A 21,780-nucleotide genomic window follows, 5' to 3' on the forward strand; every position below is an offset into this window, starting at 1 on the left:
GCCAACAAGATCGCAGCCTTCGGCAGCTCCTACATCGACCGCGTCCGGCAACCTCCCCGTAGGAGCTGCCGAGTAAAACGAGGCTGCGATCTTTTGATCTTTACTTCTTCGCGGCAAACAACGCATCGAGCTTCTGCTCGAACGTGTGGTAGTCGATGCGATCGTAGAGCTCCATGCGCGTCTGCATGGTGTCGATCACGTTCTGTTGCGTGCCGTCGCGACGGATCGCGGTGTAGACGTTTTCCGCAGCCTTGTTCATCGCGCGGAACGCGGACAACGGGTATAGCACCAGCGACACATCGGCACCGGCCAACTGCTCGGTGGTGTACAGCGGCGTCGCGCCGAATTCGGTGATGTTGGCCAGGATCGGCGCTTTCACGCGGCTGGCGAACAGCTTGTACATCTCAAGCTCAGTGATCGCTTCCGGGAAGATCATGTCGGCGCCGGCCTCGATGCACGCCGCAGCGCGATCCAGTGCGGATTCCAGACCTTCAACGGCCAGGGCGTCGGTGCGGGCCATGATCACGAAGCTGTCGTCGGTGCGCGCATCGACCGCCGCCTTGATGCGGTCGACCATTTCCTGCTGCGAAACGATCTCTTTATTAGGACGGTGACCACAGCGCTTGGCGCCGACCTGATCTTCGATGTGAATCGCCGCCGCGCCGAACTTGATCATCGACTTGACGGTGCGCGCGACGTTGAACGCCGAGGAACCGAAACCGGTGTCCACGTCCACCAGCAGCGGCAGGTCGCACACGTCGGTGATGCGACGCACATCGGTCAGCACGTCATCCAGGCCGGTGATGCCCAGGTCCGGCACGCCGAGGGAGCCGGCAGCCACCCCGCCACCCGACAGGTAAATCGCCTTGAAACCTGCGCGCTTGGCCAGCAGCGCATGGTTGGCGTTGATCGCGCCGACCACTTGCAGCGGATGTTCGCTGGCGACCGCATCGCGGAAACGCTGGCCTGGAGTGCTCTTGTTGGAACTCATGACTCACCTCGTTCAGTGGCTGTCTTAGTAGCGCCGTCCTGGTAGTGACGGGCGATATTGCGTTTGGAGGCGCCGATGTGACGGCGCATCAACAACTCGGCCAGTTCACCGTCACGGTCGGCGATGGCATCGAGAATCCTGTGGTGCTCGGCAAAGGCCTGGCGCGGGCGATTGGGCGTGGTGGAAAACTGGATGCGGTACATGCGCACCAGTTGATAAAGCTCACCGCAGAGCATCTGCGTCAGGGTGCGATTGCCGCTGCCCTGGATGATTCGGTAATGGAAGTCGAAATCGCCTTCCTGCTGGTAATAGCCGACACCGGCCTGAAACGCCGCATCGCGCTCGTGGGTTTCAAGGACGTGGCGCAGCTCGTCGATTTCTTCGACGGTCATGCGTTCAGCGGCCAAGCGACAGGCCATGCCTTCGAGGGATTCGCGGATTTCGTAGAGCTCCAGCAGCTCGGCGTGGCTCAGGGAAACCACCCGCGCCCCGACGTGCGGCACGCGAACCAGCAGGCGCTGGCCTTCCAGACGGTGAATGGCTTCACGCAGCGGGCCGCGGCTGATGCCATAGGTGCGCGCCAGTTCCGGCTCGGAGATCTTGCTGCCCGGGGCGATCTCGCCCTTGACGATGGCCGCCTGAATGCGTCGGAAGACGTTCTCGGAAAGTGTTTCCGAATCGTCCTGAGCAATGACCGGGGGATCGAGTTGATCCAGCATATTGTCGACACCTTGAAAGCTGATGCGGCAAAAACTAGCGAATACAGGTCTCTTAGTCAAAGGATAAATGGATATTGTCGACAATCGTCTAATAACCGGATTGTTTTAGCGTAGACCGAGTGCATGTCCGTTGCTGCTTTTGGCGGCGGGGCGGTTCTTTTGATGGGGTACATATCCGTTGCTGCGGTAACGGCGGGTAATGGTTCCGCCCTTACGGCGGGTTACTTGGAAAAGCGCCAAGTAACCAAGCGCCTGCGCCCCTGACGTACGGTGGCTCGCTAAGGCTCGCCATGCCCTCGCTCCGGTCCTGCTCCGTGGGCCCGCCGCCATCGGCCATCCATGGCCGGGGGCGGCTAACCCGGCATCCCTGCCGGGTTGCCCACTGCGCAGAACCTGCGCTCGGCCTTCCGACGGGGCAGATCAAGATCAAAAGCCAAAGCGAGGCGGCCTTATAGCCGACCTGATGTTCGTCAAGGTCATCGGCGGTGAACCCCCATGTCATGCCCACCAAAAATCCCCTGTGGGAGCGGCGGTGCGACGATTCGACTTGCTCGCGAAGGCGTCCGGTCAGTCGACATCAATGCTGAATGCCAGTTCGCATTCGCGAGCAAGTCGAATCGTCGCACCGCCGCTCCCACATTTAATAGGAGTTGCTCAAGAGGGATGTAAACGACAAATGAGCGAAGCGCGCCCGCTTGAAGCCCAGGTCGGCCCGAAGGCCGCCTCGCGCTGCTGTGGCGGTAGTCGCCCCCTCACGCCCTGAGCCTGTCCGTCAACCGGTGACTACCTCCATCGACGCCTCTACCAGCGTTGATCCGCCCCGCGCCCGCCTGCGAGCGAACACCAAACCGAAAAGGCCAACGCTGGCGCCATAAAACCACCGTGCTAGAATGCCGCCCGCATTTGTTTGTGACATCTGCACTGCTTGTCATAAATGGCTGATAGGCATACGAGGGAGCTTGCGCAGCGATGCCAGGGCCTTGAATCGAAACACGGACCGCTGCGCACCAGGATTTATGAGACTCAAGCCCTTCCCCACCTTCTTTTATCTGCTTTGCCTGCCCGGTGTCGCCGCGGCGGGGGAAAAGACCGTGTACGGCCTCAACGAGTACGCCTCGCTGGATGGCATCAACCTGGAAGTCGCTGCCAAACTCGACACCGGGGCGAAAACCGCCTCCCTGAGCGCCCGCGACATCAAACGCTTCAAACGCAATGGCGAATCCTGGGTACGCTTCTATCTGGCGATCGACGCGGCGCACTCGCACCCGATCGAACGGCCGCTGGCCCGCGTCAGCAAGATCAAGCGTCGCGCTGGCGACTACGATCCGGACGAAGGCAAGAAATACACCGCCCGTCCGGTGATCGAGCTGGATATCTGCATGGGTTCGGCTTTACGCAGCATCGAAGTGAACTTGACCGACCGAAGTGCCTTCCAATATCCGCTCCTGATCGGCTCCGAAGCGCTCAAACGCTTTGATGCGCTGGTCGACCCCAGTCTTAAATACGCTGCTGGCAAACCCGCCTGCGCCACCGACGCACATACCGCAGAGTAATTCCAATGCGCTCTCTTACCCTTCATCTGAAAATGCTGATCGCCATCCTGGTGGTGCTGGGCATTTCAGTTACGGCCTATCAGATCTTCGTGCTTGGCATTCCGGTGACCGAAGATGCCACCGACGACTTGTGGAACATCGACGCCAAAGTGGAGTTCGTCCCGAATGCCAAGGACCCGGTCAAGATCCAGATGTTCGTGCCACCGCTGAGCCGCGACTACGTCAGCCTCAACGAAAGCTTTATTTCCAATAATTACGGCGTGGCCGTGAACCGTGTCGACGGTAACCGCAAGGTCACCTGGTCGGCGCGACGGGTGAAGGGCAACCAGACGCTTTATTACCGTCTGGTGCTGACCAAGCGCTATACCGGTGAAAAATCCAAGATCAAGGGCCCGACCTTCCGCGACAGCATTGCCGTCGAAGGCGCGGAAAAAGTCGCCGCCGAAGCCCTGCTCGCGCCGATTCGCCAGCACTCGGCCGATGTCGAAACCTTCATTGGCGAGGCGATCAAGCGGGTCAACAACGTCAATGACGACAACGTGAAACTGTTGCTGGGCGGCGACCCGTCCAGCGGGCACAAGGCCAAAATCGTCGAACTGGTACTGTCCATCGCCCACGTGCCGGTGGAAAAGGTCCACACCATTCGTCTGGTGGCCGACCAACCGCAAACGCCTGAGCTCTGGCTGCGCAGCTTCAACGGCACCGACTGGCTGTACTTCAACCCGGAAACCGGCGAACAAGGCCTGCCGACCGACCGCCTGCTGTGGTGGACCGGCGACGAAAACCTGATCACCGTCGATGGCGGCAAGAAAGCCACCGTCACCTTCAGCATGAACAACAGCGAAATGAACGCCATTCGCCTGGCCAAGCTGACCGACGAAAACACCGACGCCAACTTCCTCGAATACTCGCTGTATGGCCTGCCGCTGCAAACCCAGCAGACCTTCATGATCATGGTGATGATCCCGATCGGCGTGCTGGTGATCCTGATCCTGCGCAACCTGATCGGCTTGCAGACCCTCGGCACCTTTACCCCGGTGCTGATCGCCCTCGCCTTCCGCGAAACCCAGCTCGGCTTCGGCATTGTGCTGTTTACCATCATCACCGCACTGGGGCTGTCGCTGCGCTCGTACCTTGAGCATTTGAAACTGCAAATGTTGCCAAGACTGTCGGTGGTGCTGACATTTGTGGTGGTGCTGATCGCGGCGATCAGCTTGCTCAGCCATAAGCTCGGCCTGGAGCGCGGGTTGTCCGTGGCGTTGTTCCCGATGGTGATTCTGACCATGACTATCGAACGCCTGTCGATTACCTGGGAAGAACGCGGTTCCGGGCATGCGATGAAAGTGGCGATCGGCACCCTGTTTGCCGCCACCCTGGCGCACCTGATCATGAGCGTGCCGGAACTGATTTACTTTGTGTTCACCTTCCCGGCGGTCCTGCTGATTCTGGTGGGCTTCATGCTGGCGATGGGGCGCTATCGCGGTTACCGCCTGACTGAACTGGTACGTTTCAAGGCATTCCTGAAGAAGGCTGACGCCTGATGTTCGGCTTCTGGAAGACCTGGAAGGCCCTGGAAGCCCGGGGCATCATGGGGATCAATCGGCGCAACGCGGACTACGTGCTCAAGTACAACAAGCGCAGCCTGTACCCGATCGTCGATGACAAGATCATCACCAAGGAACGGGCGATCGCCGCCGGCATTCACGTGCCGGAACTGTATGGCGTGATCTCCACCGAGAAAGAGATCGACAACCTCGACGAGATCATCGGCGGGCGCAACGACTTCGTGATCAAACCGGCCCAGGGCGCCGGCGGCGACGGCATCATTGTGGTTGCCGACCGTTTCGAGGGGCGCTATCGCACGGTGTCCGGCAAGATCATCAGCCATGAGGAAATCGAGCACCATATCTCCAGCATCCTCACCGGCCTCTATTCACTGGGTGGTCACCGCGACCGTGCACTGATCGAATACCGCGTGACGCCCGATCAGATTTTCAAAAGCATCAGCTACGAAGGCGTGCCGGATATCCGCATCATCGTGCTGATGGGCTACCCGGTGATGGCGATGTTGCGCCTGCCGACGCGCCAGTCCGGCGGCAAGGCCAACCTGCACCAGGGCGCCATCGGCGTCGGTGTCGACCTCGCCACCGGCCTGACCCTGCGCGGTACCTGGCTGAACAACATCATCACCAAACACCCCGACACCACCAACGCGGTGGACGGTGTGCAGCTGCCCTACTGGGACGGCTTCATGAAACTCGCCGCCGGCTGCTATGAGCTGTGCGGGCTGGGTTACATCGGTGTCGACATGGTGCTGGACCAGGAAAAGGGGCCGCTGATTCTTGAGCTGAATGCCCGGCCGGGGTTGAACATCCAGATCGCCAATGATTGCGGCCTGACGTTGCGCACCCATGCGGTCGAGGCGCGGCTGGAGGAGCTGAAGGCTCGCGGGATTACCGAGTCGGTGCAGGAGCGGGTCGAGTTTGTTCAGGAGATGTTCGGACATATCCCTGCAGTTGAAGGCTGACCTTGTGGCGAGGGGGCTTGCCCCCTCGCCACAGGTTCGTGCTACCGCTGCCGATCGGTCACTTCGCGACATCCCCTCTAGGAGCAAATCCCTGAGGGGACTACAATCGCCACCCCGCCTCGATGGCTGATCTGCCCCGCCCATGTTGACCTGTTCCGTACACCCCCTGCCCTATCTCGCCAATCCCGCCGAGTACTTCGCGGCGATCCGTCATGCCCCCGGTGCCGTGCTGCTCGACAGCGGCCGACCAACGGCTGATCGCGGACGTTATGACCTGCTCAGTGCCTGGCCACTCGAGCAACTGACGGTGTTGCCTGACGAAAGTGGCAGCGATTTCCTGCAGCGTCTGCGCACCCATCTGACACGACTGGGCGAAGCGGCTGTTCCGCATGATCTGCCCTTCGCTGGCGGTTTGATGGGCTATCTGAGCTATGACTTCGGTCGGCATCTGGAAAGCCTGCCGAGCCAGGCACAAGATGATCTGCAGTTGCCCGATGCGCGTTTCGGACTGTACGACTGGGCGCTGATCAGCGATCACCAACGAATGACCAGTCAATTGGTGTTCCACCCGTCACTGATCGACAGCGAACGTCAACGGCTGATGACGCTGTTCACTCAACCTGCGGTCGCAGCGGCCCAGGCATTTCAACTGAAAACGCCGATGCATGCCGATCTGAGCGCTGATCAATATCGCCGGGCACTGGAGCGTATTCAGCAGTACATCCAGGCTGGTGACTGCTACCAGGTCAACTTCGCCCAGCGTTTTCGCGCCGAGTGCGAAGGTGATCCGTGGGCCGCTTACTGCGCGTTGCGTGCAGCATGTCCGACGCCCTTCTCCGGCTTCCAGAGCCTGCCCGACGGTGGCGCGGTGCTGAGCCTGTCGCCTGAACGCTTCGTCAAAGTCAGCGAACGCCACGTTGAAACCCGCCCGATCAAAGGCACCCGCCCTCGCGGCCTGACCGATGCGGAAGATGCGGCGAACGCCGCCGAATTGTTGGCCAGTCCCAAGGACCGCGCGGAAAACCTGATGATCGTCGACCTGTTGCGCAATGATCTGGGCCGGACTTGCCGCATCGGCTCGGTACGAGTGCCGGAATTGTTCAGCCTGGAAAGTTACCCGAACGTGCATCACCTGGTGAGCAGCGTGACGGGCGAACTGGCGGATGACCGTGATGCCCTGGACCTGATCGCCGGCAGCTTCCCGGGCGGCTCGATTACCGGCGCCCCGAAAATTCGCGCGATGCAGATCATCGATGAGCTGGAGCCGACCCGACGCGGGTTGTATTGCGGTTCGTTGCTGTATCTGGACGTGCGCGGCGAGATGGACAGCTCCATCGCGATCCGCAGCTTGCTGGTGAAGGATGGGCAGGTGTGTTGCTGGGGCGGCGGCGGGATCGTGGCGGATTCGGAGTGGCAGGCCGAGTATCAGGAATCGATTACCAAGGTGAAGGTGTTGCTCGACACCCTGCAAAACCTTTAACAGCATCGCCAGCAAGCCGGCTCCTACGGGTTTTGTGTTGATCGCGTCATCGTGGTTCCACACAAAACCCGTAGGAGCCGGCTTGCTGGCGAAGGCATCATTTCAGGCGACTACAAACTCAACGCCCGATTCGAAGCCTTGATGAACTCCTGCTTCAAATCCTCAAACGTGTGCACCGCCGGGAACTGCGGAAACTCGCGAATCACGTTATCCGGCGCATGGAACAGAATCCCCGCATCCGCCTCGCCCAGCATCGTGGTGTCGTTGTACGAGTCTCCCGCAGCAATCACCCGGTAATAAAGGCTCTTGAACGCCAAAACCGACTGACGCTTCGGATCTTTCTGACGCAACTGATAGCTCGTTACCCGCCCGGTATCGTCGGTAATCAGACGATGGCAAAGCAAGGTCGGGAAGCCCAACTGGCGCATGAGCGGCTGCGAGAACTCGTAGAACGTATCCGACAGAATCACCACCTGAAAGCGCTCGCGCAGCCAGTTGACGAACTCGGCAGCACCGTCCAGCGGCTTGAGCGTGGCAATCACTTCCTGGATGTCGGTGAGTTTCAGGCCATGTTCGTCGAGGATCCGCAGGCGCTGCTTCATCAGCACGTCATAGTCGGGAATGTCCCGGGTGGTGGCCCTGAGGGATTCGATCCCGGTTTTTTCGGCGAACGCGATCCAGATTTCCGGGACCAGTACACCTTCCAGATCCAGACAGGCAATTTCCACAAGACACTCCCATTTGTATTGATTATTGAGTCGAGCGAGCAAAAGGACTGCCGAACTCTAGCGACTCGGGCGGGGCTGCGCAACGCAGAGGGCGCGCCAGCCACTGCAGGATTTTGTTACCATCAGCCCATATAGAGCGCCCAGCGCCACCGACCTGTAGGAAGCCGCCCTGATGAGCCCATCGTTCGATGTCGTGGAACTCGCCACGACCTATGCCAACAAATCCGCCCAGGACATCCTGAAACTCGCGTTTGCCGAGTTCGGCGATGACCTGTGGATATCTTTCAGCGGCGCCGAAGACGTGGTGCTGGTGGACATGGCCTGGAAGCTGAACAAGAACGTCAAAGTGTTCAGCCTCGACACCGGCCGCCTGCATCCCGAGACTTACCGCTTCATCGATCAGGTGCGCGAGCACTACAAGATCGACATCGAACTGGTGTCGCCGGACTACACGAAACTTGAACCGTTCGTGAAGGAAAAAGGCCTATTCAGCTTCTACAAGGACGGCCATGGTGAATGCTGTGGCATCCGCAAGATCGAACCTCTGCGCCGCAAGCTGTCGGGCGTGACCGCCTGGGCCACCGGCCAGCGTCGGGACCAGAGCCCTGGCACCCGCAGCGCCGTCGCGGTGCTGGAAATCGACACCGCCTTCTCCACCCCGGAACGCACCCTGTACAAATTCAACCCGCTGGCGCAAATGACCAGCGAGGAAATCTGGGGTTACATCCGCATGCTTGAGCTGCCGTACAACAGCCTGCATGAGCGCGGCTTCATCAGCATCGGCTGCGAGCCGTGCACCCGCCCGGTACTGCCAAACCAGCACGAGCGTGAAGGTCGTTGGTGGTGGGAAGAGGCAACGCAGAAAGAATGCGGGTTGCATGCCGGCAATATCATCAGCAAGTCCAAAGCCTGATCCCGCCTGGCGAATTTCCTGTAGGAGCCGGCTTGCTGGCGATAGCGATTTTCCAGTCAAGAAGCTGTGGCTGACACACCGCTATCGCCAGCAAGCCAGGCTCCTGCAGGTTTCGTGACCAGCCCATTAAATGTGTACACACGAATGTCACCATAGGTGCCATTAATGTGTGCACTTTTGTTTCGACGCCCCAAATGGTTACATCCTCCCTTCCTGAATTCCTCTGTAGACCTTCCCTGCGAATCCCGCTGAAAAATAAATACCTGTTCATCCGGTTAATTTATATCACCTGAATTTCAATCACTTATTGCACATCAATAACAAAACGAAATTAGCAGCGAAAATCATAGACCTCTGGCTGGCATGGATCTGGCTTATGTGCATACATGTTTTGTATACAATTAAATCAAAACATACACACACTTTAGATCCGCAAGCCTGAAGCGCCCTATCCCGTACAGGCTGCAGATGCCCCGTAACCAATGACGCTTGTTGCCCGCGACGAAGATTTGTCGAGCCTACGCTCATGCACAGTCATCGCGACGCCAAGCTCGGAGCCTGCCGGAATGCGTACTCGCCTCCCTGATAACAACATCGCGCTGGATCTGTCCTCCTTTCCACCTACTGCTCACGATAAAACCTTTCAAGAACCCGTGGTGCTCAGCCCGCGCCTGCACAATAAAGACCTGGCGCCGACCAAAGCCGAAGGCCGGCGCTGGGGCCGCTACAGCATCTTTGCCCTGTGGACCAACGACGTTCACAACATCGCCAACTACTCCTTCGCCATCGGTTTGTATGCGCTGGGCCTGGGCGGCTGGCAGATTCTGCTGTCGCTCGGGATCGGTGCGGCGCTGGTGTATGGCTTCATGAACTTGTCCGGCTACATGGGCCAGAAAACCGGGGTGCCGTTTCCAGTCATCAGCCGGATCAGTTTCGGTATCCACGGGGCGCAAATTCCTGCACTGATCCGCGCCGTTATCGCCATCGCCTGGTTCGGCATTCAGACATACCTGGCCTCGGTGGTGTTTCGCGTGCTGCTGACGGCAGTGCATCCGGGCTTCGCCGACTACGACCACAATTCGATCCTCGGTCTGTCGAGCCTGGGCTGGGTGTGTTTCGTTGCCATCTGGCTGGTGCAACTGGCGATCCTTGCCTACGGCATGGAGATGGTGCGGCGCTACGAAGCGTTTGCCGGACCGGTGATTCTGCTGACCGTCGCGGCCCTCGCCGCCTGGATGTACTTTCAGGCCAACGCGACCATCGCCTGGTCGATCCGCGAGCCGCTGACCGGCGGCGAGATGTGGCGCAACATCTTCGCCGGTGGTGCATTGTGGCTGGCAATCTACGGCACGCTGATTCTCAATTTCTGCGACTTCGCCCGCTCTTCGCCATGCCGCAAGACGATCCAGGTCGGAAATTTCTGGGGCCTGCCGGTGAATATTCTGGTGTTCGCCGGCATCACCGTCCTGTTGTGCGGTGCGCAATTTCAGATCAACGGCCGGATCATCGAAAGCCCGACTGAAATCATTGCGTCGATTCCCGACACCTTCTTTCTGGTACTCGGGTGCCTGGCGTTCCTGATCGTCACCGTGGCGGTGAACATCATGGCCAACTTCGTCGCCCCGGCCTTCGTCCTCAGCAACCTGGCGCCGAAGTACCTGACCTTCCGCCGCGCCGGGCTGATCAGTGCGACCATTGCGGTGCTGATCCTGCCATGGAACCTCTACAACAGCCCGCTGGTGATCGTGTATTTCCTGTCCGGCCTCGGCGCCCTGCTCGGCCCGTTGTATGGCGTGATCATGGTCGACTACTGGCTTGTACGAAAAGGTCAGGTCAACGTGCCGCAGTTGTACAGCGAGGACCCCGACGGCGCTTATTACTACAGCCGTGGCGTCAACTTACGTGCGGTGGCGGCGTTCATTCCTGCAGCGCTGATCGCCATCGTCCTGGCGCTGGTGCCGGGTTTCCACCTCGTATCGCCCTTCTCCTGGCTCATTGGCGCCGGCATTGCCGGGATGCTTTACCTGATCATCGCCAAGCGGCAGCCCCACTACGCGGACGTCAACGGCGAAGCCATCGCAGTCGACAACGTCAGCCATTAACCCCATGACGGCCCGGCACCGTCGGGCCGCAGAACCACCCCGCTATAAGGACTTCCCATGCGAATTCTCGTGGTCAACGTCAACACTACTGAATCCATCACCCAGGCCATTGCCCGTTCGGCACAAGCCGTGGCCGCGCCCGGTACCGAAATCATCGGCCTGACCCCGCATTTCGGCGCCGACTCCATCGAAGGCAATTTCGAAAGCTACCTCGCCGCTATCGCGGTGATGGACCGGGTGATGTCCTACGACCAGCCTTTCGATGCGGTGATCCAGGCCGGTTACGGCGAGCACGGTCGAGAAGGGTTGCAGGAGTTGCTCAATGTGCCGGTGGTGGACATCACCGATGCCGCCGCGAGCACGGCGATGTTTCTTGGCCATGCCTATTCGGTCGTCACTACGCTGGACCGAACGGTGCCGCTGATCGAGGACCGCCTGAAACTCTCCGGCCTCTGGGACCGATGCGCATCGGTGCGGGCCAGTGGCCTCGCGGTGCTGGAGCTGGAATCCGATCCGCAGCGGGCGCTGGAAGCGATTGTTGGTCAGGCTGAACGGGCGGTGCTTGAGGACAAGGCCGAGGTGATTTGCCTCGGCTGCGGCGGGATGGCCGGGCTGGACGAACAGATTCGCCGGCGCACCGGGGTTCCGGTGGTGGATGGTGTGACAGCGGCGGTGACCATTGCCGAATCGCTGGTGCGATTGGGGTTGTCGACGTCGAAAGTGCGGACGTACGCGACGCCGCGGCCGAAGAACATTATTGGGTGGCCGGGCCGGTTTGGGCGTTGAGTTTGCACCGTTAGACCCAGTCGACACCATCGCGAGCAAGCCAACCTCATAGAGCACTAAACCGCCGCCCCAACCCCTGCTCCGCAAACTGCTCAATAATGAAATCGACAAACGCCCGGGTCTTGCCCGGCAACAATTTGTGCTCCGCGTAATAGATAGAAATGTTGCCATCGTCGACGTACCAATCGGGCAACACCCGCTGCAACGTCCCGGCCTCCAGGTACCCCGCAGCAAACGGCATGCTCACCAGCGCAATGCCCAACCCCTGAGTCGCGGTCGCACAGGCAGCTTCCGAATCGCTCATGGTCATCCGCGCCTTGAGCGTCAGAGGACTGTGTTGCTGAGTGCGACTGGTCAACTGCCAGGAACGCACGCGCCCCGTCTGCGGCGACCGAATGAGGATGCCATCGTGATGTTTGAGGTCATCGGGTTCGACGATCGCCTCACGCCCTGCCAGATACTCGGCTGAAGCCACCAATACCCGATGGGCCGGCGTCAGCTTGCGCGCCACGACGCCTTGCGGCAGCTCGAATCCCCCTCCTATCGCGGCATCGAATCCCTGAGCGATCAGATCGACCTGTCGGTTATCGAAGTGCCAATCCGGGTTGATCGCCGGAAACCGCCGCAGAAACTCACCCAGCAACGGCACGACATACAATCGTCCGAACACCGTGCCCATGCTGACTTTCAGCGTACCGGCCGGACGTCCTTCGGCGCTGGCAAGGTTAGCCACCGCATTCTGGATCGTGAGCAAGCTGGAGCTGACTTCGCCGAGAAACAGCTGACCGGCCTCGGTCAACGTCAGGCTGCGGGTGCTGCGCTGGAACAACCGCACACCGAGGTGCGCCTCAAGTTTTGCCACACTCTTGCCCACCGCGGCGGGTGTCAGGCTCAGTCGCCGCGCAGCTTCGGCAAAGCTGCCGACTTCCGCGCTGCGCACGAAGCATTCGATACTGCTGAAGGTTTCCATAGGCGCCACTATAAACTTCTGGTTTACACAGACTATCGCAATTACCGGCTACTCAGCGTGTAATCGGAATTCGATACTAGGCTCCATCAACCGAGACATCTCGCCTCGGGACTTTGGAGATCAGCATGACTACTCAGAACCTCAGCGGCAAAGTGGCTTTGATTCAAGGCGGTTCCCGCGGCATCGGCGCAGCCATCGTCAAACGCCTGGCCGCCGAAGGCGCAACCGTTGCCTTCACCTACGTCAGCTCCACGGCCAAGGCCGAAGAGCTGCAAAACAGCATCATCGGCAACGGCGGCAAGGCGCTGGCCATCAAGGCTGACAGTGCCGACGCCGAGGCCATCCGCAACGCCGTGAGCGCCACCGTCAAAGCCTTCGGTCGCCTGGACATCCTGGTCAACAACGCTGGCGTGCTGGCCGTTGCCCCGCTGGAGGATTTCAAACTCGAAGACTTCGACCAGACGCTGGCGATCAACGTACGCAGCGTGTTCATCGCTACCCAGGCCGCCGCGAAACACATGACCGAAGGCGGTCGCATTATCAACATCGGCAGCACCAATGCCGACCGCATGCCCTTCGCCGGTGGCGGCCCGTACGCCATGAGCAAAGCGGCACTGGTCGGCCTGACCAAGGGCCTGGCCCGTGACCTCGGCCCGCGCGGGATCACGATCAACAACGTGCAACCGGGCCCGGTCGATACGGATATGAACCCGGCCAGCGGCGACTTCGCCGAAAGCCTGATCCCGCTGATGGCGGTGGGTCGTTACGGAAAAGCGGAAGAGATCGCCAGTTTCGTCGCCTACCTTGTGGGGCCGGAAGCGGGCTATATCACAGGGGCGAGCCTGACCATCGACGGTGGTTTCGGCGCTTGATGAGTTAAACGCAAATCAAATGTGGGAGCGGCGGTGCGACGATTCGACTTGCTCGCGAAGAGGGAGTGCCAGGCAACAATTATGTCGACTGATACGACGCCTTCGCGAGCAAGCCGAATCGTCGCACCGCCGCTCCCACATTTGCCGGTTTCTTCCTGCGTGTCGTGTTAGGCCCACTCGAGCGCGGGCAAACCACATGCACTCGGTTTGAACGCTTTCAGCGTACGAAGAATGCCATCAGCGTGTGCGTATTTTTCGTCAGCCATCGCTGCATCGGGAATCGCAATCGCCGTCATCCCCGCCGCTTTCGCCGCCGTGACACCGAACGGCGAATCTTCGAACACCAGGCAATCCTCAGGCGCCACGCCCAGGCGTCGTGCTGCCGTGAGGAAAATATCCGGCGCCGGCTTGGCTGCACCGACCTCCGGGTCATCGGCCGTCACGATGAAGTCGAACAGCGCAAACCAGTCGCGATGCAACGTGGTTTTCTGGCCAAACGACTGACGCGAAGAACTCGTGCCCACTGCAATCGGAATGTTGTTGGCCTTCAAGTGCCGAACCAGTTCCTCTGCCCCCGGCATCGCCAACGCTGTAGGAAAACGCTCGCGCATCAGCGGCTCGCGGATCACCAGAAACTCCTCGGCAGTGATCGGCAGTTCCAGCGCCTCGACCACATAACGCGCCAGATCGCCCGCGCCACGGCCGATGATGTTCTGCTTGACGCTCCAGTCGAAGGTCCGGCCATAGCGCCCGGCAATGATCGACGTCACCTCGGTGTAAATGCCCTCGGTGTCCAGCAGCAAGCCGTCCATATCGAAAATCACGGCTTTGATCGGGCCGAACTCTTTCAGCGGTGCATTCATCGCATCTGATCCGTTTTTAATGACATCCCGACCGATTCAGGTACGGCTGAATCGCGGATTGGATTAAAGGGTTCAGCAGCATAACGAGCGCGGCCGACATTGAGCAACGGGCAATCTCCCGACGCCGACAGAACCTGTTCCAAAGCGCTGCCCATGATTTAGCGATTCGCCCTACACCAAACGCCTCCTTTCCCGACTTCTTTCCCTGTTGATCCCCCGCAAAGTCTCGCGATCAAAATCGACCCGCGCGAGGGACTGCGAATGTTCAACCCCGACAAGGTCCTGGCCTTGAACAACGCCATCGGCCTGATCGTGGTCGCCGCCATGAACCCTGGACAACCGGACGTCGAGGCGCTGCTTGGGGATTTTCGTCTCTGCCTCAACGACTACGAAGCCTGGGCGGAAAATTTCTGGACCGGTTGGGCGCTGGACGTCGAGCAGGTGTTCAAGGTCGGTGACGACGTTCGCTTGAGCGCACCGAAGAATTCTACCGGCCCCATCAGCTCGACCCTCGCCACGTGCCCGGCCAGCGGCCCTTTGACCCTGGTGCACATGTTTGACACGGCGCGCTTTGTGCCGATTGGCGATACGCCAGTGATGCTCGAACCCCTGCTGGCCGAGGACAAAGGCGTACCGACGTTTGGCGAGGCGATTCACAAAGTCATTGGCCCCAGCGGCCTTCTCGAAATCCCTGAATGCTGGCGTGGCCAGCGATACCGCATCACATTTTTTCCCGACGTTTCCGTCGCTCACGTCAAAGCGCTTTACGCCTCTTATCAAAGCGTGATCGACGAACTTGAAGGTTGGTTGCGCAACGAGTGGACGACCGAGTTTGAGCCCTTGTGGGCGGGGTTTACCGAGGCCGGGTTCACTGAGCGCTATGGCCTGCTGCAACAGGCCGATTGGCGTGGTTTCGAGAAGTCGCTGCACGGTTTGTGGGATGACGTGAAGCAGGTCTTTGCTCTGATGGCCGACCTGCAAGCCAACAGCGAAAAACTCCTTGAGTACCTGAGCGAGGTTGAGCTCGAAACGCTGCTGAACGCGTCGGCCGAAGCCATCGCCAACGTGTTGCTGGTGTTGAGCGATGAACCGTTGATGTTCATCCATCTCGCGGCCTTCACCAGTTGGTTGCGCCTGTTGCCGCCGCAGTTCGTCGCCGAGGTGGTGGCGGACATTCGCACAGAGGTACTGATCGGTTTCCTGCTGGTGCGCCTCACGGGTCCTGCAGGACTGACCGTCGGCATGAGCGCCAAAGTACTGGGCAAGATCAAGTCCGAGCGTGCACGACAATGGCTGGCGGCGGCGAGTGTGCGACTGGCCGGGGTTACGACGGGCGCTGATCTTACCCGTCACGCGGGCGCGCTTAAACCATTGATGGTCAACGCCAGGAATGCGCCATTCAAACCTGCGCCAGCGGTTCCACTGCACATCAACGACGGTCAATCAGCGGCTGTGCAGGTCAACAATCCGCTCGCCATTGCCCGCAACAAGTCCGAAGCCAAGACCCGCCTGAGCCGGCAGGAACATCGCGATGATGCCTCCGCCCCGGCGAAAAACCCGAACGGCGACAGTGTCGATTCAGCGGACAACACCGCGACCAACGGCTGCCCGGTGTCGATGGTCACCGGCGAAGAACTGCTGACCCTGATCGATGGCTCGCTGGATGGTCTGTTGCCGTTCGAGTTCACCCGCGTGTACCGCACCAGTGCCGCCGAAATCGACGCAGGGCTCGGATTTGGCTGGAGTCATTCCCTGGCGCATCGGCTGGAAATCGATGGCGACATCGTCAGCTGGATCGACCACGAAAACCGTCGCATCACTTTCCCGCTGCCAGACAGCGAACGACCGGCCATCCACAACAGCCTGTCGCGGGCGGCGATTTATCTGGGGGACGAGCCAGAAGAACTGATGCTCGCACTGGCCGGCGAAACAGTGCGCTTTTACCACTTCCGGACAGGACGACTGACGGCCATCAGCGACGCCTATGGCAATCGGCTGACAGTGCAGCGCGACAGGTCCGACAGAATCAAGCGCCTCGACAATGGCGCCGGGCGCTCACTGCGATTGCGCTATGACCGCCGGCACATCGCCGCCGTCGAGTATCAGAGCTTCCATCCAGCCGCCATGCTGGAAGACGCCTGGCGCACCGAACAAACACTGGTTGCCTACCGTTACGACGCCTGCCATCGGTTGATCGAAGCCACCAATGCCCTCGGTGAAAGCGAACGCTACGACTACGACGACCAGCAGGTCATTTTGCAGCGGCAGCTGGCCGGTGGCGCGAGTTTCTTCTGGGAGTGGGAAAGGTCCGGCAAGGCTGCGCGATGCGTCCGACATTGGGCGTCGTTTTCACAAATGGATACGCGGTATGTCTGGGATGACAACGGTGGCGTGCAGGTAAAAAACGTCGATGGCAGCGAAGCGTTTTACCAGCACGATCATCAGGCGCGGCTCGTGCGGCGGGTTGAACCGGACGGAGCGGAACACTGCAACGCCTATGACGAAAAAGGCCGGCTGATTGCCGAAAAGAATCCGCTGGGGGCGATTACCCAATACCGCTATGACGAAATCGGGCGACTGATTGCCCTGGCTCCACCTGAAGGCGAGCCGACGTCCTACGAATACCGCCATGGTTTCCTGCATGCGCAGTCTCGCGGCAAAGCGGTGTGGAGGTACCAGCGCAATGCCCAGGGGGACGTCACCGAAGCGACCGATCCTGACGGGCAAGTCACCCATTATCACTACGACGGAAAAGGTCGGCTGCTCTCGGCCCGTTACCCAGACAACAGTCGGCATCTACTCGTCCGCAATGCCCTGGGCCAGTTGATCGAAGAGAACTTGCCGGATGGCAGTCAGCGGCGTTTTTCCTACGACATGCTTGGCCGGCAGACTACTCGTCAGGACGAGCACGGTGCCGTCACCCGGTACGAATGGGACGCCGTTGGACGACTGCTCCAGACGACGTTTCCCACAGGTGCCACTCGCGCCTTCAGCTACAACGCCTACGGCAAGATCGTTGCCGAACGTGATGAGCTGGGCCGCATCACCCGTTTTGAATACGCCGATGATCTGCACCTGATCAGCCGCAGGATCAATCCCGACGGCACGCAACTGCTTTACCGCTACGACAACGCACAGTTACTGCTGACCGGGATCGAAAACGAATCCGGCGAGCAATATCAGCTGGACTACACACCCAATGGATTGATCCGACAGGAAACCGGGTTCGATGGCCGCCGCACCGCCTATGCCTACGACCTCAACGGTCATCTGCTGGAGAAAACCGAGTTCGGTGATGACGACTCGACACTGATTACCGCTTATCAACGGGATTCGACTGGACGCTTGCTGGTCAAGACGCTGCCGGACGGCGTCAGCGTCGAGTACCGCTATGACAGCCTTGGGCGGTTGGTCAGCATCGATGACGGACACGATCACCCGCTGGAGTTCGCGTACGACCAACAGGACCGGCTGGTCACCGAACACCAAGGATGGGGCACGTTGCGCTATGGCTACGATGCCTGTGGACAACTCAATCACCTGCGTCTGCCGGACAACAGCAAACTCGATTTCCATCACGCCAAGGGTGGCGCACTGACGGCCATTGACCTCAATGGAGCTCGTCTGACGTTGCATACCTTGGTCGCCAATCGCGAACAGACCCGCCAACAGGGTCTGTTGCTCAGCGAGTACCAGTACGACGACCAGGGACGTTTGAAGACCCACGCTGTAAGCCGACAACAGCAATCGCTGTATCGCCGCGATTATGCCTACAGCGCCAATGGCAATCTCGACAGCATCGCCGACTCCCGGCACGGCCAGCGCAGCTACCGCTACGACCCGCTCGACCGGCTGATTTGCGTCCGCCACTCCCGCGATCACCAACCGGAAACCTTCGCCCATGACCCGGCCGGAAACCTGCTGATGCAGGATCGCCCCGGCGTAGCGAAGGTGCTGGGTAATCGCCTGCTGAGGCAAGGCGACCGGCATTACGATTACGACGCCTTCGGCAACCTCAGCCGCGAACTGATTGGCACTGGGCAAAAACTTGTCACCGAATATCGTTACGACTGCCAGCATCGGCTGATCGGCGTCACCCTGCCCGACGGTCGTTGCGCGAGTTACCGCTATGACGCCTTCGGCCGTCGTATCAGCAAAACGGTCGACGGCAAAACCACCGAGTTCTTCTGGCAGGGCGACAACCTCGTCGCCGAAAGCAGCCGCGAGCATTACCGCAGTTATGTCTACGAACCGGGCAGCCTACGGCCGCTGGCCATGCTCGACGGCAAAGGTCCGCGCAAGGCTTGCCCGTTTTACTACCAGCTCGACCATCTCGGTACACCGCACGAGCTCACGGATTACAGCGGCGACATCGTCTGGGCCGCCCGATACACCGCCTACGGCCGCCTCACCCGACTGAACCGGAACACCCACCAGATCCTTGACCAGCCATTGCGGTTTCAGGGTCAGTATTTCGACGCCGAGAGCGGCCTGCATTACAACCGGCATCGGTATTACCAGCCGGAGGTCGGACGGTATTTGACGTCGGATCCGAGCAAACTGGCCGGAGGATTGAACCAGTATCAGTACACGCGAAACCCGACGGGGTGGGTCGATCCGTTGGGGTTGAGTGATTGTCCGGGGACGGGGAAATGCGGGGCGGCGGTTGGGGACTCAACCAATAAGGCAACCGTAAAAGGTGCTGAACCCACATTGCCTAAGCCGAAGGGAGAAGACGATTACTTATACCGCGGAGATGGCCGAGAGCCTGATGATGTATTCGAAAACGGCTTCAAAAGTAAAGGTAAAAGCAATGATCTGTTACTCCACTCTATCGACAGTGACCACCCGCCGAGCAACTTTATTAGCACATCAACGTCGAGAGATATGGGAAAAACTTTTGCTACCGGCTTCAACACGAAAATAGGTTATCTCTACACGCTCCAGAAAATCCCCGGGTACGACTTGAAGAAAGAGCTTGGTGCGATGTATCAATTCGATAGGGAGAAGGAAATAGCCATACCAGACCGGATTAAAAATGAGGATGTCCTCGGAGCAACGTTGATCATTGATGACGGTAGAGAATTCGGCTATTCCATACCCAATCCAAATAGGAAAATCAGGAAATGACATCTGAAGTTGAATTGACAATCTGTATTGATGGAAGAAAGGAAACAGCTCAACTGATCTGCGACAGCAAAGCCGTATCCATCACTTTTGTGCTGGGAAACGGTGTCCAGAAAACATATGAAGATACTGACTTTTACAGATGCCTTGGTCTGATTCGAGAAGACCATCCCCACATTCGATTTCTTTGTAAAGGATCAAAGGTCAACGTTCACCCTTCCAGCATGTCTTCACAGATGTCTCGCGGCTTAAAAGCGTACGAATTAACACTGGGTAAAAAAGCATCACTCGACGACATCGTTTACATTTTTGACTATGACGAAGACAACTTGACGAATGATCCGGAGGTTCAACGAAATTTCTTCAGAAAATGGATCGAATCAGAAAAAGAATAACGTGGTTAACCCACGTTATCTTTTCGAGGTATGGCTCGAAGTAACAGCGGCTACAGTGATCAACTCGGCTCGTCAGAACCCTCCTTCCCCGCAATATCCGGATCATCAGGAAGCGCTTCAACATCAGTATCGCTGCGCTTTACATCACCGTCAGGCACCTGTTCCACACCAGGCTCATCATCCGGCGGCCGCTGATCGCGACTCAGGGGATCAGTCGGCGAAGGCAGCGGATACTCAGGGGTATCGTCGTCGGTGTCTTTGGGGTCAGCGTTCATAAAGCACCTCTCAAGGGGCCTGAAAAACAGGTCCTGACATTTTGATGACAGCGTGACGAACGCAGTTCGATCACGGGGACGATCGGTCGCCCCGATCGCAGCGGCCGATCATTGCTCGTCTTCGTCGTCATCCTCGTCTTCAAACTCTGTCTGGCCGACGTCGCCCGCATCATCGGCATCGTTGAGCGGCACCGTCGCATCATCCATCAGCGACCCCGGATCTTCATTACCCGGATCATTGATAAACGGCAGTCCGCTCGGACCTTTTTCTTCCTTGCCTTCGGTTTCAGGTGTCATGGCATACCCCTCGATATTCAGGTGTGTATGAAGTTCGAGGCAATCTGAGGGCCAAACGTTCCGGAGTACTTCTCGCGAAAACGAAAAACCCGGCGCCAGGCCGGGTTTCTAGTGTCATTCGCTATCGGTCAGCGATGTTTATTCCTGTGTTTATTCTTGTGTTTGTTTTTGTACCCGTTTCCGGAATGGGAACTGCCGCTGTCGGTGCCCAGGTTGTTGCCCACCGCGCCACCCGCTGCACCACCCAGGCCTGCGCCAATGGTAGAGCCGGTCGAACCGCCAAGGCTGTTACCAATCACCGAGCCACCCGCCGAGCCCAAACCACCACCGATGGCCGCTTCGGTGCGACTGCCTTTAGGCGCGCCAACCGCACTGCCCGCCGCCCCACCCACACCTGCGCCAATCGCTGCACCTGAGCTGCCGCCCATTTGCCGGCCGACCACGTCACCCAGCGCACCGCCAATACCACCGCCAACAGCTGCGGTGCCATCACCGGCAGCCATCGCACCTTGAGCGACCAAAAGTCCCAGAAACAACGTGGACAATGTCAAACGCATGATATGAACCTCTAATTCCGCATCGGGGGAAAGGAACGCGCTGCGGATGGGGCGGAGTCTAGCACCTGTCCCCGTTGAATCCGCTCAGCGATGACGTTTGGACAGCTTAAGATGCGCTAGATGCGAAGAAGAAACAGCCAGATACAAAAAGCCCGGCATCAAGCCGGGCTTTTTGAGCGGATCGATCAGGATCAGTGGCCCTTGTGGCCCTTGCCCAGGTTACTGCCAACGCCACCGCCCAACGCACCGCCCAGGCCTGCGCCGATGGTCGAACCGGTCTTGCCGCCCAGGCTGTTGCCGATTATCGAGCCGCCCGCAGCACCCACGCCGCCGCCGATGGCCGCTTTGGTGCGGCTGCCTTTGCGTGCTCCAACAGCGCTGCCGGCGGCGCCCGCGACACCGGCACCAATCGCAGCGCCAGTGCTGCCGCCCATGCTTTGGCCGACCACATTACCCAGCGCGCCACCCAGACCGCCACCCAGCGCGGCCGTGCCGTCGCCGGCAGCCATTGCACCTTGAGCAACCAAAAGCCCCAGAACCAGAGCGGGCAGTGTTAAACGCATGACAAGAACCTCAAAAATAGGGGGAAATCAAAAAGGGTCGAGATTGAATGCTTTAGCGGCGA

Annotated in this window: 19 protein-coding genes; 10 read left to right on the forward strand and 9 right to left on the reverse strand. The window is 59.4% G+C overall.

Annotation, left to right across the window (positions count from 1 at the left end; all coding sequences use genetic code 11):
- Window positions 1-100 precede the first annotated feature (100 nt).
- Both prpB and PMI01S_RS07145 read right to left on the reverse strand, forming a co-directional pair.
- Window positions 101-991, reverse strand: a complete 891-nt coding sequence (gene prpB, locus PMI01S_RS07140; protein WP_008027432.1) for a methylisocitrate lyase — start codon at window positions 989-991, stop codon at window positions 101-103.
- Window positions 988-1,707 (reverse strand): GntR family transcriptional regulator, encoded by a 720-nt coding sequence (locus PMI01S_RS07145; RefSeq protein ID WP_174602652.1) that lies wholly within the window; start codon window positions 1,705-1,707, stop codon window positions 988-990. The genes prpB and PMI01S_RS07145 overlap by 4 nt, the downstream gene beginning before the upstream one ends.
- 1,019 nt (window positions 1,708-2,726) lie before the next feature.
- Here PMI01S_RS07145 and rloA point away from each other — a divergent pair.
- The 4 genes from rloA to pabB all read left to right on the forward strand — a co-directional run bounded on the left by rloA (window position 2,727) and on the right by pabB (window position 7,270).
- Complete coding sequence (rloA, locus tag PMI01S_RS07160; protein ID WP_084318757.1) at window positions 2,727-3,263, forward strand: retropepsin-like aspartic peptidase RloA; 537 nt, start codon at window positions 2,727-2,729, stop codon at window positions 3,261-3,263.
- A gap of 5 nt (window positions 3,264-3,268) precedes the next feature.
- Window positions 3,269-4,804, forward strand: coding sequence for an osmotic stress tolerance membrane protein RloB (gene rloB, locus PMI01S_RS07165; protein WP_084318759.1), 1,536 nt, complete (start codon window positions 3,269-3,271; stop codon window positions 4,802-4,804).
- Window positions 4,804-5,790, forward strand: coding sequence for an alpha-L-glutamate ligase-like protein (locus tag PMI01S_RS07170; RefSeq protein WP_084318761.1), 987 nt, complete (start codon window positions 4,804-4,806; stop codon window positions 5,788-5,790). The genes rloB and PMI01S_RS07170 overlap by 1 nt, the downstream gene beginning before the upstream one ends.
- A gap of 142 nt (window positions 5,791-5,932) precedes the next feature.
- Entirely contained in the window at window positions 5,933-7,270 is a 1,338-nt protein-coding gene (gene pabB / locus PMI01S_RS07175; RefSeq protein ID WP_084318763.1) for an aminodeoxychorismate synthase component I, read from the forward strand.
- A gap of 110 nt (window positions 7,271-7,380) precedes the next feature.
- On the opposite strand, the gene thrH is transcribed toward pabB, so the two are convergent.
- The gene (gene thrH / locus PMI01S_RS07180) at window positions 7,381-7,998 is read right to left on the reverse strand and encodes a bifunctional phosphoserine phosphatase/homoserine phosphotransferase ThrH (RefSeq protein WP_084318765.1); all 618 of its coding nucleotides are present in this window, start codon (window positions 7,996-7,998) and stop codon (window positions 7,381-7,383) included.
- A 172-nt stretch (window positions 7,999-8,170) separates the two neighbouring features.
- Here thrH and PMI01S_RS07185 point away from each other — a divergent pair, with 172 nt between their 5' ends.
- The 3 genes from PMI01S_RS07185 (at window position 8,171) to PMI01S_RS07195 (ending at window position 11,799) form a co-directional block, all read left to right on the forward strand.
- Window positions 8,171-8,911: a phosphoadenylyl-sulfate reductase gene (locus PMI01S_RS07185; RefSeq protein ID WP_008042297.1), complete on the forward strand. Its 741-nt coding sequence runs from the start codon at window positions 8,171-8,173 to the stop codon at window positions 8,909-8,911.
- Window positions 8,912-9,477: 566 nt separating this feature from the next.
- Window positions 9,478-11,013 (forward strand): NCS1 family nucleobase:cation symporter-1, encoded by a 1,536-nt coding sequence (locus PMI01S_RS07190; protein WP_084318767.1) that lies wholly within the window; start codon window positions 9,478-9,480, stop codon window positions 11,011-11,013.
- A 57-nt stretch (window positions 11,014-11,070) separates the two neighbouring features.
- Window positions 11,071-11,799 carry an aspartate/glutamate racemase family protein gene (locus PMI01S_RS07195; RefSeq protein ID WP_084318769.1) on the forward strand — a complete coding sequence of 243 codons (729 nt, stop codon included), beginning with the start codon at window positions 11,071-11,073 and terminating at the stop codon, window positions 11,797-11,799.
- 46 nt (window positions 11,800-11,845) lie between these two features.
- Here the strand turns inward: PMI01S_RS07195 and PMI01S_RS07200 are convergent, their stop codons facing one another.
- The gene (locus PMI01S_RS07200; RefSeq protein ID WP_084318771.1) at window positions 11,846-12,769 is read right to left on the reverse strand and encodes a LysR family transcriptional regulator; all 924 of its coding nucleotides are present in this window, start codon (window positions 12,767-12,769) and stop codon (window positions 11,846-11,848) included.
- 125 nt (window positions 12,770-12,894) lie between these two features.
- On the opposite strand from PMI01S_RS07200, the gene PMI01S_RS07205 reads away from it, so the two are divergent.
- The gene (locus PMI01S_RS07205; RefSeq protein ID WP_084318773.1) at window positions 12,895-13,641 is read left to right on the forward strand and encodes a 3-oxoacyl-ACP reductase family protein; all 747 of its coding nucleotides are present in this window, start codon (window positions 12,895-12,897) and stop codon (window positions 13,639-13,641) included.
- A 167-nt stretch (window positions 13,642-13,808) separates the two neighbouring features.
- Here PMI01S_RS07205 and PMI01S_RS07210 read toward each other — a convergent pair whose 3' ends face one another.
- Window positions 13,809-14,504, reverse strand: a complete 696-nt coding sequence (locus PMI01S_RS07210) for an HAD-IA family hydrolase (RefSeq protein WP_084318775.1) — start codon at window positions 14,502-14,504, stop codon at window positions 13,809-13,811.
- Window positions 14,505-14,765: 261 nt separating this feature from the next.
- Here PMI01S_RS07210 and PMI01S_RS07215 point away from each other — a divergent pair, with 261 nt between their 5' ends.
- Together PMI01S_RS07215 and PMI01S_RS07220 are read left to right on the forward strand one after the other, a co-directional pair.
- Window positions 14,766-19,634, forward strand: coding sequence for an RHS repeat-associated core domain-containing protein (locus PMI01S_RS07215; protein WP_084318776.1), 4,869 nt, complete (start codon window positions 14,766-14,768; stop codon window positions 19,632-19,634).
- On the forward strand, window positions 19,631-20,026 hold the full coding sequence (locus PMI01S_RS07220) for a hypothetical protein (RefSeq protein ID WP_084318778.1): 396 nt from the start codon (window positions 19,631-19,633) through the stop codon (window positions 20,024-20,026). Before PMI01S_RS07215 ends, PMI01S_RS07220 begins: the two co-directional genes overlap by 4 nt.
- 59 nt (window positions 20,027-20,085) lie before the next feature.
- Here the strand turns inward: PMI01S_RS07220 and PMI01S_RS07225 are convergent, their stop codons facing one another.
- The 4 genes from PMI01S_RS07225 to PMI01S_RS07240 form a co-directional block, all read right to left on the reverse strand.
- A complete protein-coding gene (locus PMI01S_RS07225; RefSeq protein WP_084318780.1) occupies window positions 20,086-20,301 on the reverse strand; it encodes a hypothetical protein in 216 nt (71 codons plus the stop codon).
- A gap of 108 nt (window positions 20,302-20,409) precedes the next feature.
- Window positions 20,410-20,598, reverse strand: a complete 189-nt coding sequence (locus PMI01S_RS07230) for a hypothetical protein (protein WP_084318782.1) — start codon at window positions 20,596-20,598, stop codon at window positions 20,410-20,412.
- Between the two features lie 128 nt (window positions 20,599-20,726).
- The gene (locus tag PMI01S_RS07235; RefSeq protein WP_084318783.1) at window positions 20,727-21,155 is read right to left on the reverse strand and encodes a glycine zipper domain-containing protein; all 429 of its coding nucleotides are present in this window, start codon (window positions 21,153-21,155) and stop codon (window positions 20,727-20,729) included.
- A 191-nt stretch (window positions 21,156-21,346) separates the two neighbouring features.
- Window positions 21,347-21,718, reverse strand: coding sequence for a hypothetical protein (locus PMI01S_RS07240; protein ID WP_008027331.1), 372 nt, complete (start codon window positions 21,716-21,718; stop codon window positions 21,347-21,349).
- Window positions 21,719-21,780 lie beyond the last annotated feature (62 nt).

The organism is Pseudomonas migulae NBRC 103157, from assembly GCF_002091715.1.
Taxonomy (GTDB): domain Bacteria; phylum Pseudomonadota; class Gammaproteobacteria; order Pseudomonadales; family Pseudomonadaceae; genus Aquipseudomonas; species Aquipseudomonas migulae_A.

Excerpts from the sequence above, each read along its gene's own strand:
- prpB (WP_008027432.1), bottom strand. The coding sequence starts at position 991 with ATGAGTTCCAACAAGAGCACTCCAGGCCAGCGTTTCCGCGATGCGGTC.
- rloA (WP_084318757.1), top strand. The coding sequence starts at position 2,727 with ATGAGACTCAAGCCCTTCCCCACCTTCTTTTATCTGCTTTGCCTGCCC.
- rloB (WP_084318759.1), top strand. The coding sequence starts at position 3,269 with ATGCGCTCTCTTACCCTTCATCTGAAAATGCTGATCGCCATCCTGGTG.
- PMI01S_RS07170 (WP_084318761.1), top strand. The coding sequence starts at position 4,804 with ATGTTCGGCTTCTGGAAGACCTGGAAGGCCCTGGAAGCCCGGGGCATC.
- pabB (WP_084318763.1), top strand. The coding sequence starts at position 5,933 with ATGTTGACCTGTTCCGTACACCCCCTGCCCTATCTCGCCAATCCCGCC.
- PMI01S_RS07185 (WP_008042297.1), top strand. The coding sequence starts at position 8,171 with ATGAGCCCATCGTTCGATGTCGTGGAACTCGCCACGACCTATGCCAAC.
- PMI01S_RS07190 (WP_084318767.1), top strand. The coding sequence starts at position 9,478 with ATGCGTACTCGCCTCCCTGATAACAACATCGCGCTGGATCTGTCCTCC.
- PMI01S_RS07195 (WP_084318769.1), top strand. The coding sequence starts at position 11,071 with ATGCGAATTCTCGTGGTCAACGTCAACACTACTGAATCCATCACCCAG.
- PMI01S_RS07200 (WP_084318771.1), bottom strand. The coding sequence starts at position 12,769 with ATGGAAACCTTCAGCAGTATCGAATGCTTCGTGCGCAGCGCGGAAGTC.
- PMI01S_RS07205 (WP_084318773.1), top strand. The coding sequence starts at position 12,895 with ATGACTACTCAGAACCTCAGCGGCAAAGTGGCTTTGATTCAAGGCGGT.
- PMI01S_RS07210 (WP_084318775.1), bottom strand. The coding sequence starts at position 14,504 with ATGAATGCACCGCTGAAAGAGTTCGGCCCGATCAAAGCCGTGATTTTC.
- PMI01S_RS07215 (WP_084318776.1), top strand. The coding sequence starts at position 14,766 with ATGTTCAACCCCGACAAGGTCCTGGCCTTGAACAACGCCATCGGCCTG.
- PMI01S_RS07220 (WP_084318778.1), top strand. The coding sequence starts at position 19,631 with ATGACATCTGAAGTTGAATTGACAATCTGTATTGATGGAAGAAAGGAA.
- PMI01S_RS07225 (WP_084318780.1), bottom strand. The coding sequence starts at position 20,301 with ATGAACGCTGACCCCAAAGACACCGACGACGATACCCCTGAGTATCCG.
- PMI01S_RS07230 (WP_084318782.1), bottom strand. The coding sequence starts at position 20,598 with ATGACACCTGAAACCGAAGGCAAGGAAGAAAAAGGTCCGAGCGGACTG.
- PMI01S_RS07235 (WP_084318783.1), bottom strand. The coding sequence starts at position 21,155 with ATGCGTTTGACATTGTCCACGTTGTTTCTGGGACTTTTGGTCGCTCAA.
- PMI01S_RS07240 (WP_008027331.1), bottom strand. The coding sequence starts at position 21,718 with ATGCGTTTAACACTGCCCGCTCTGGTTCTGGGGCTTTTGGTTGCTCAA.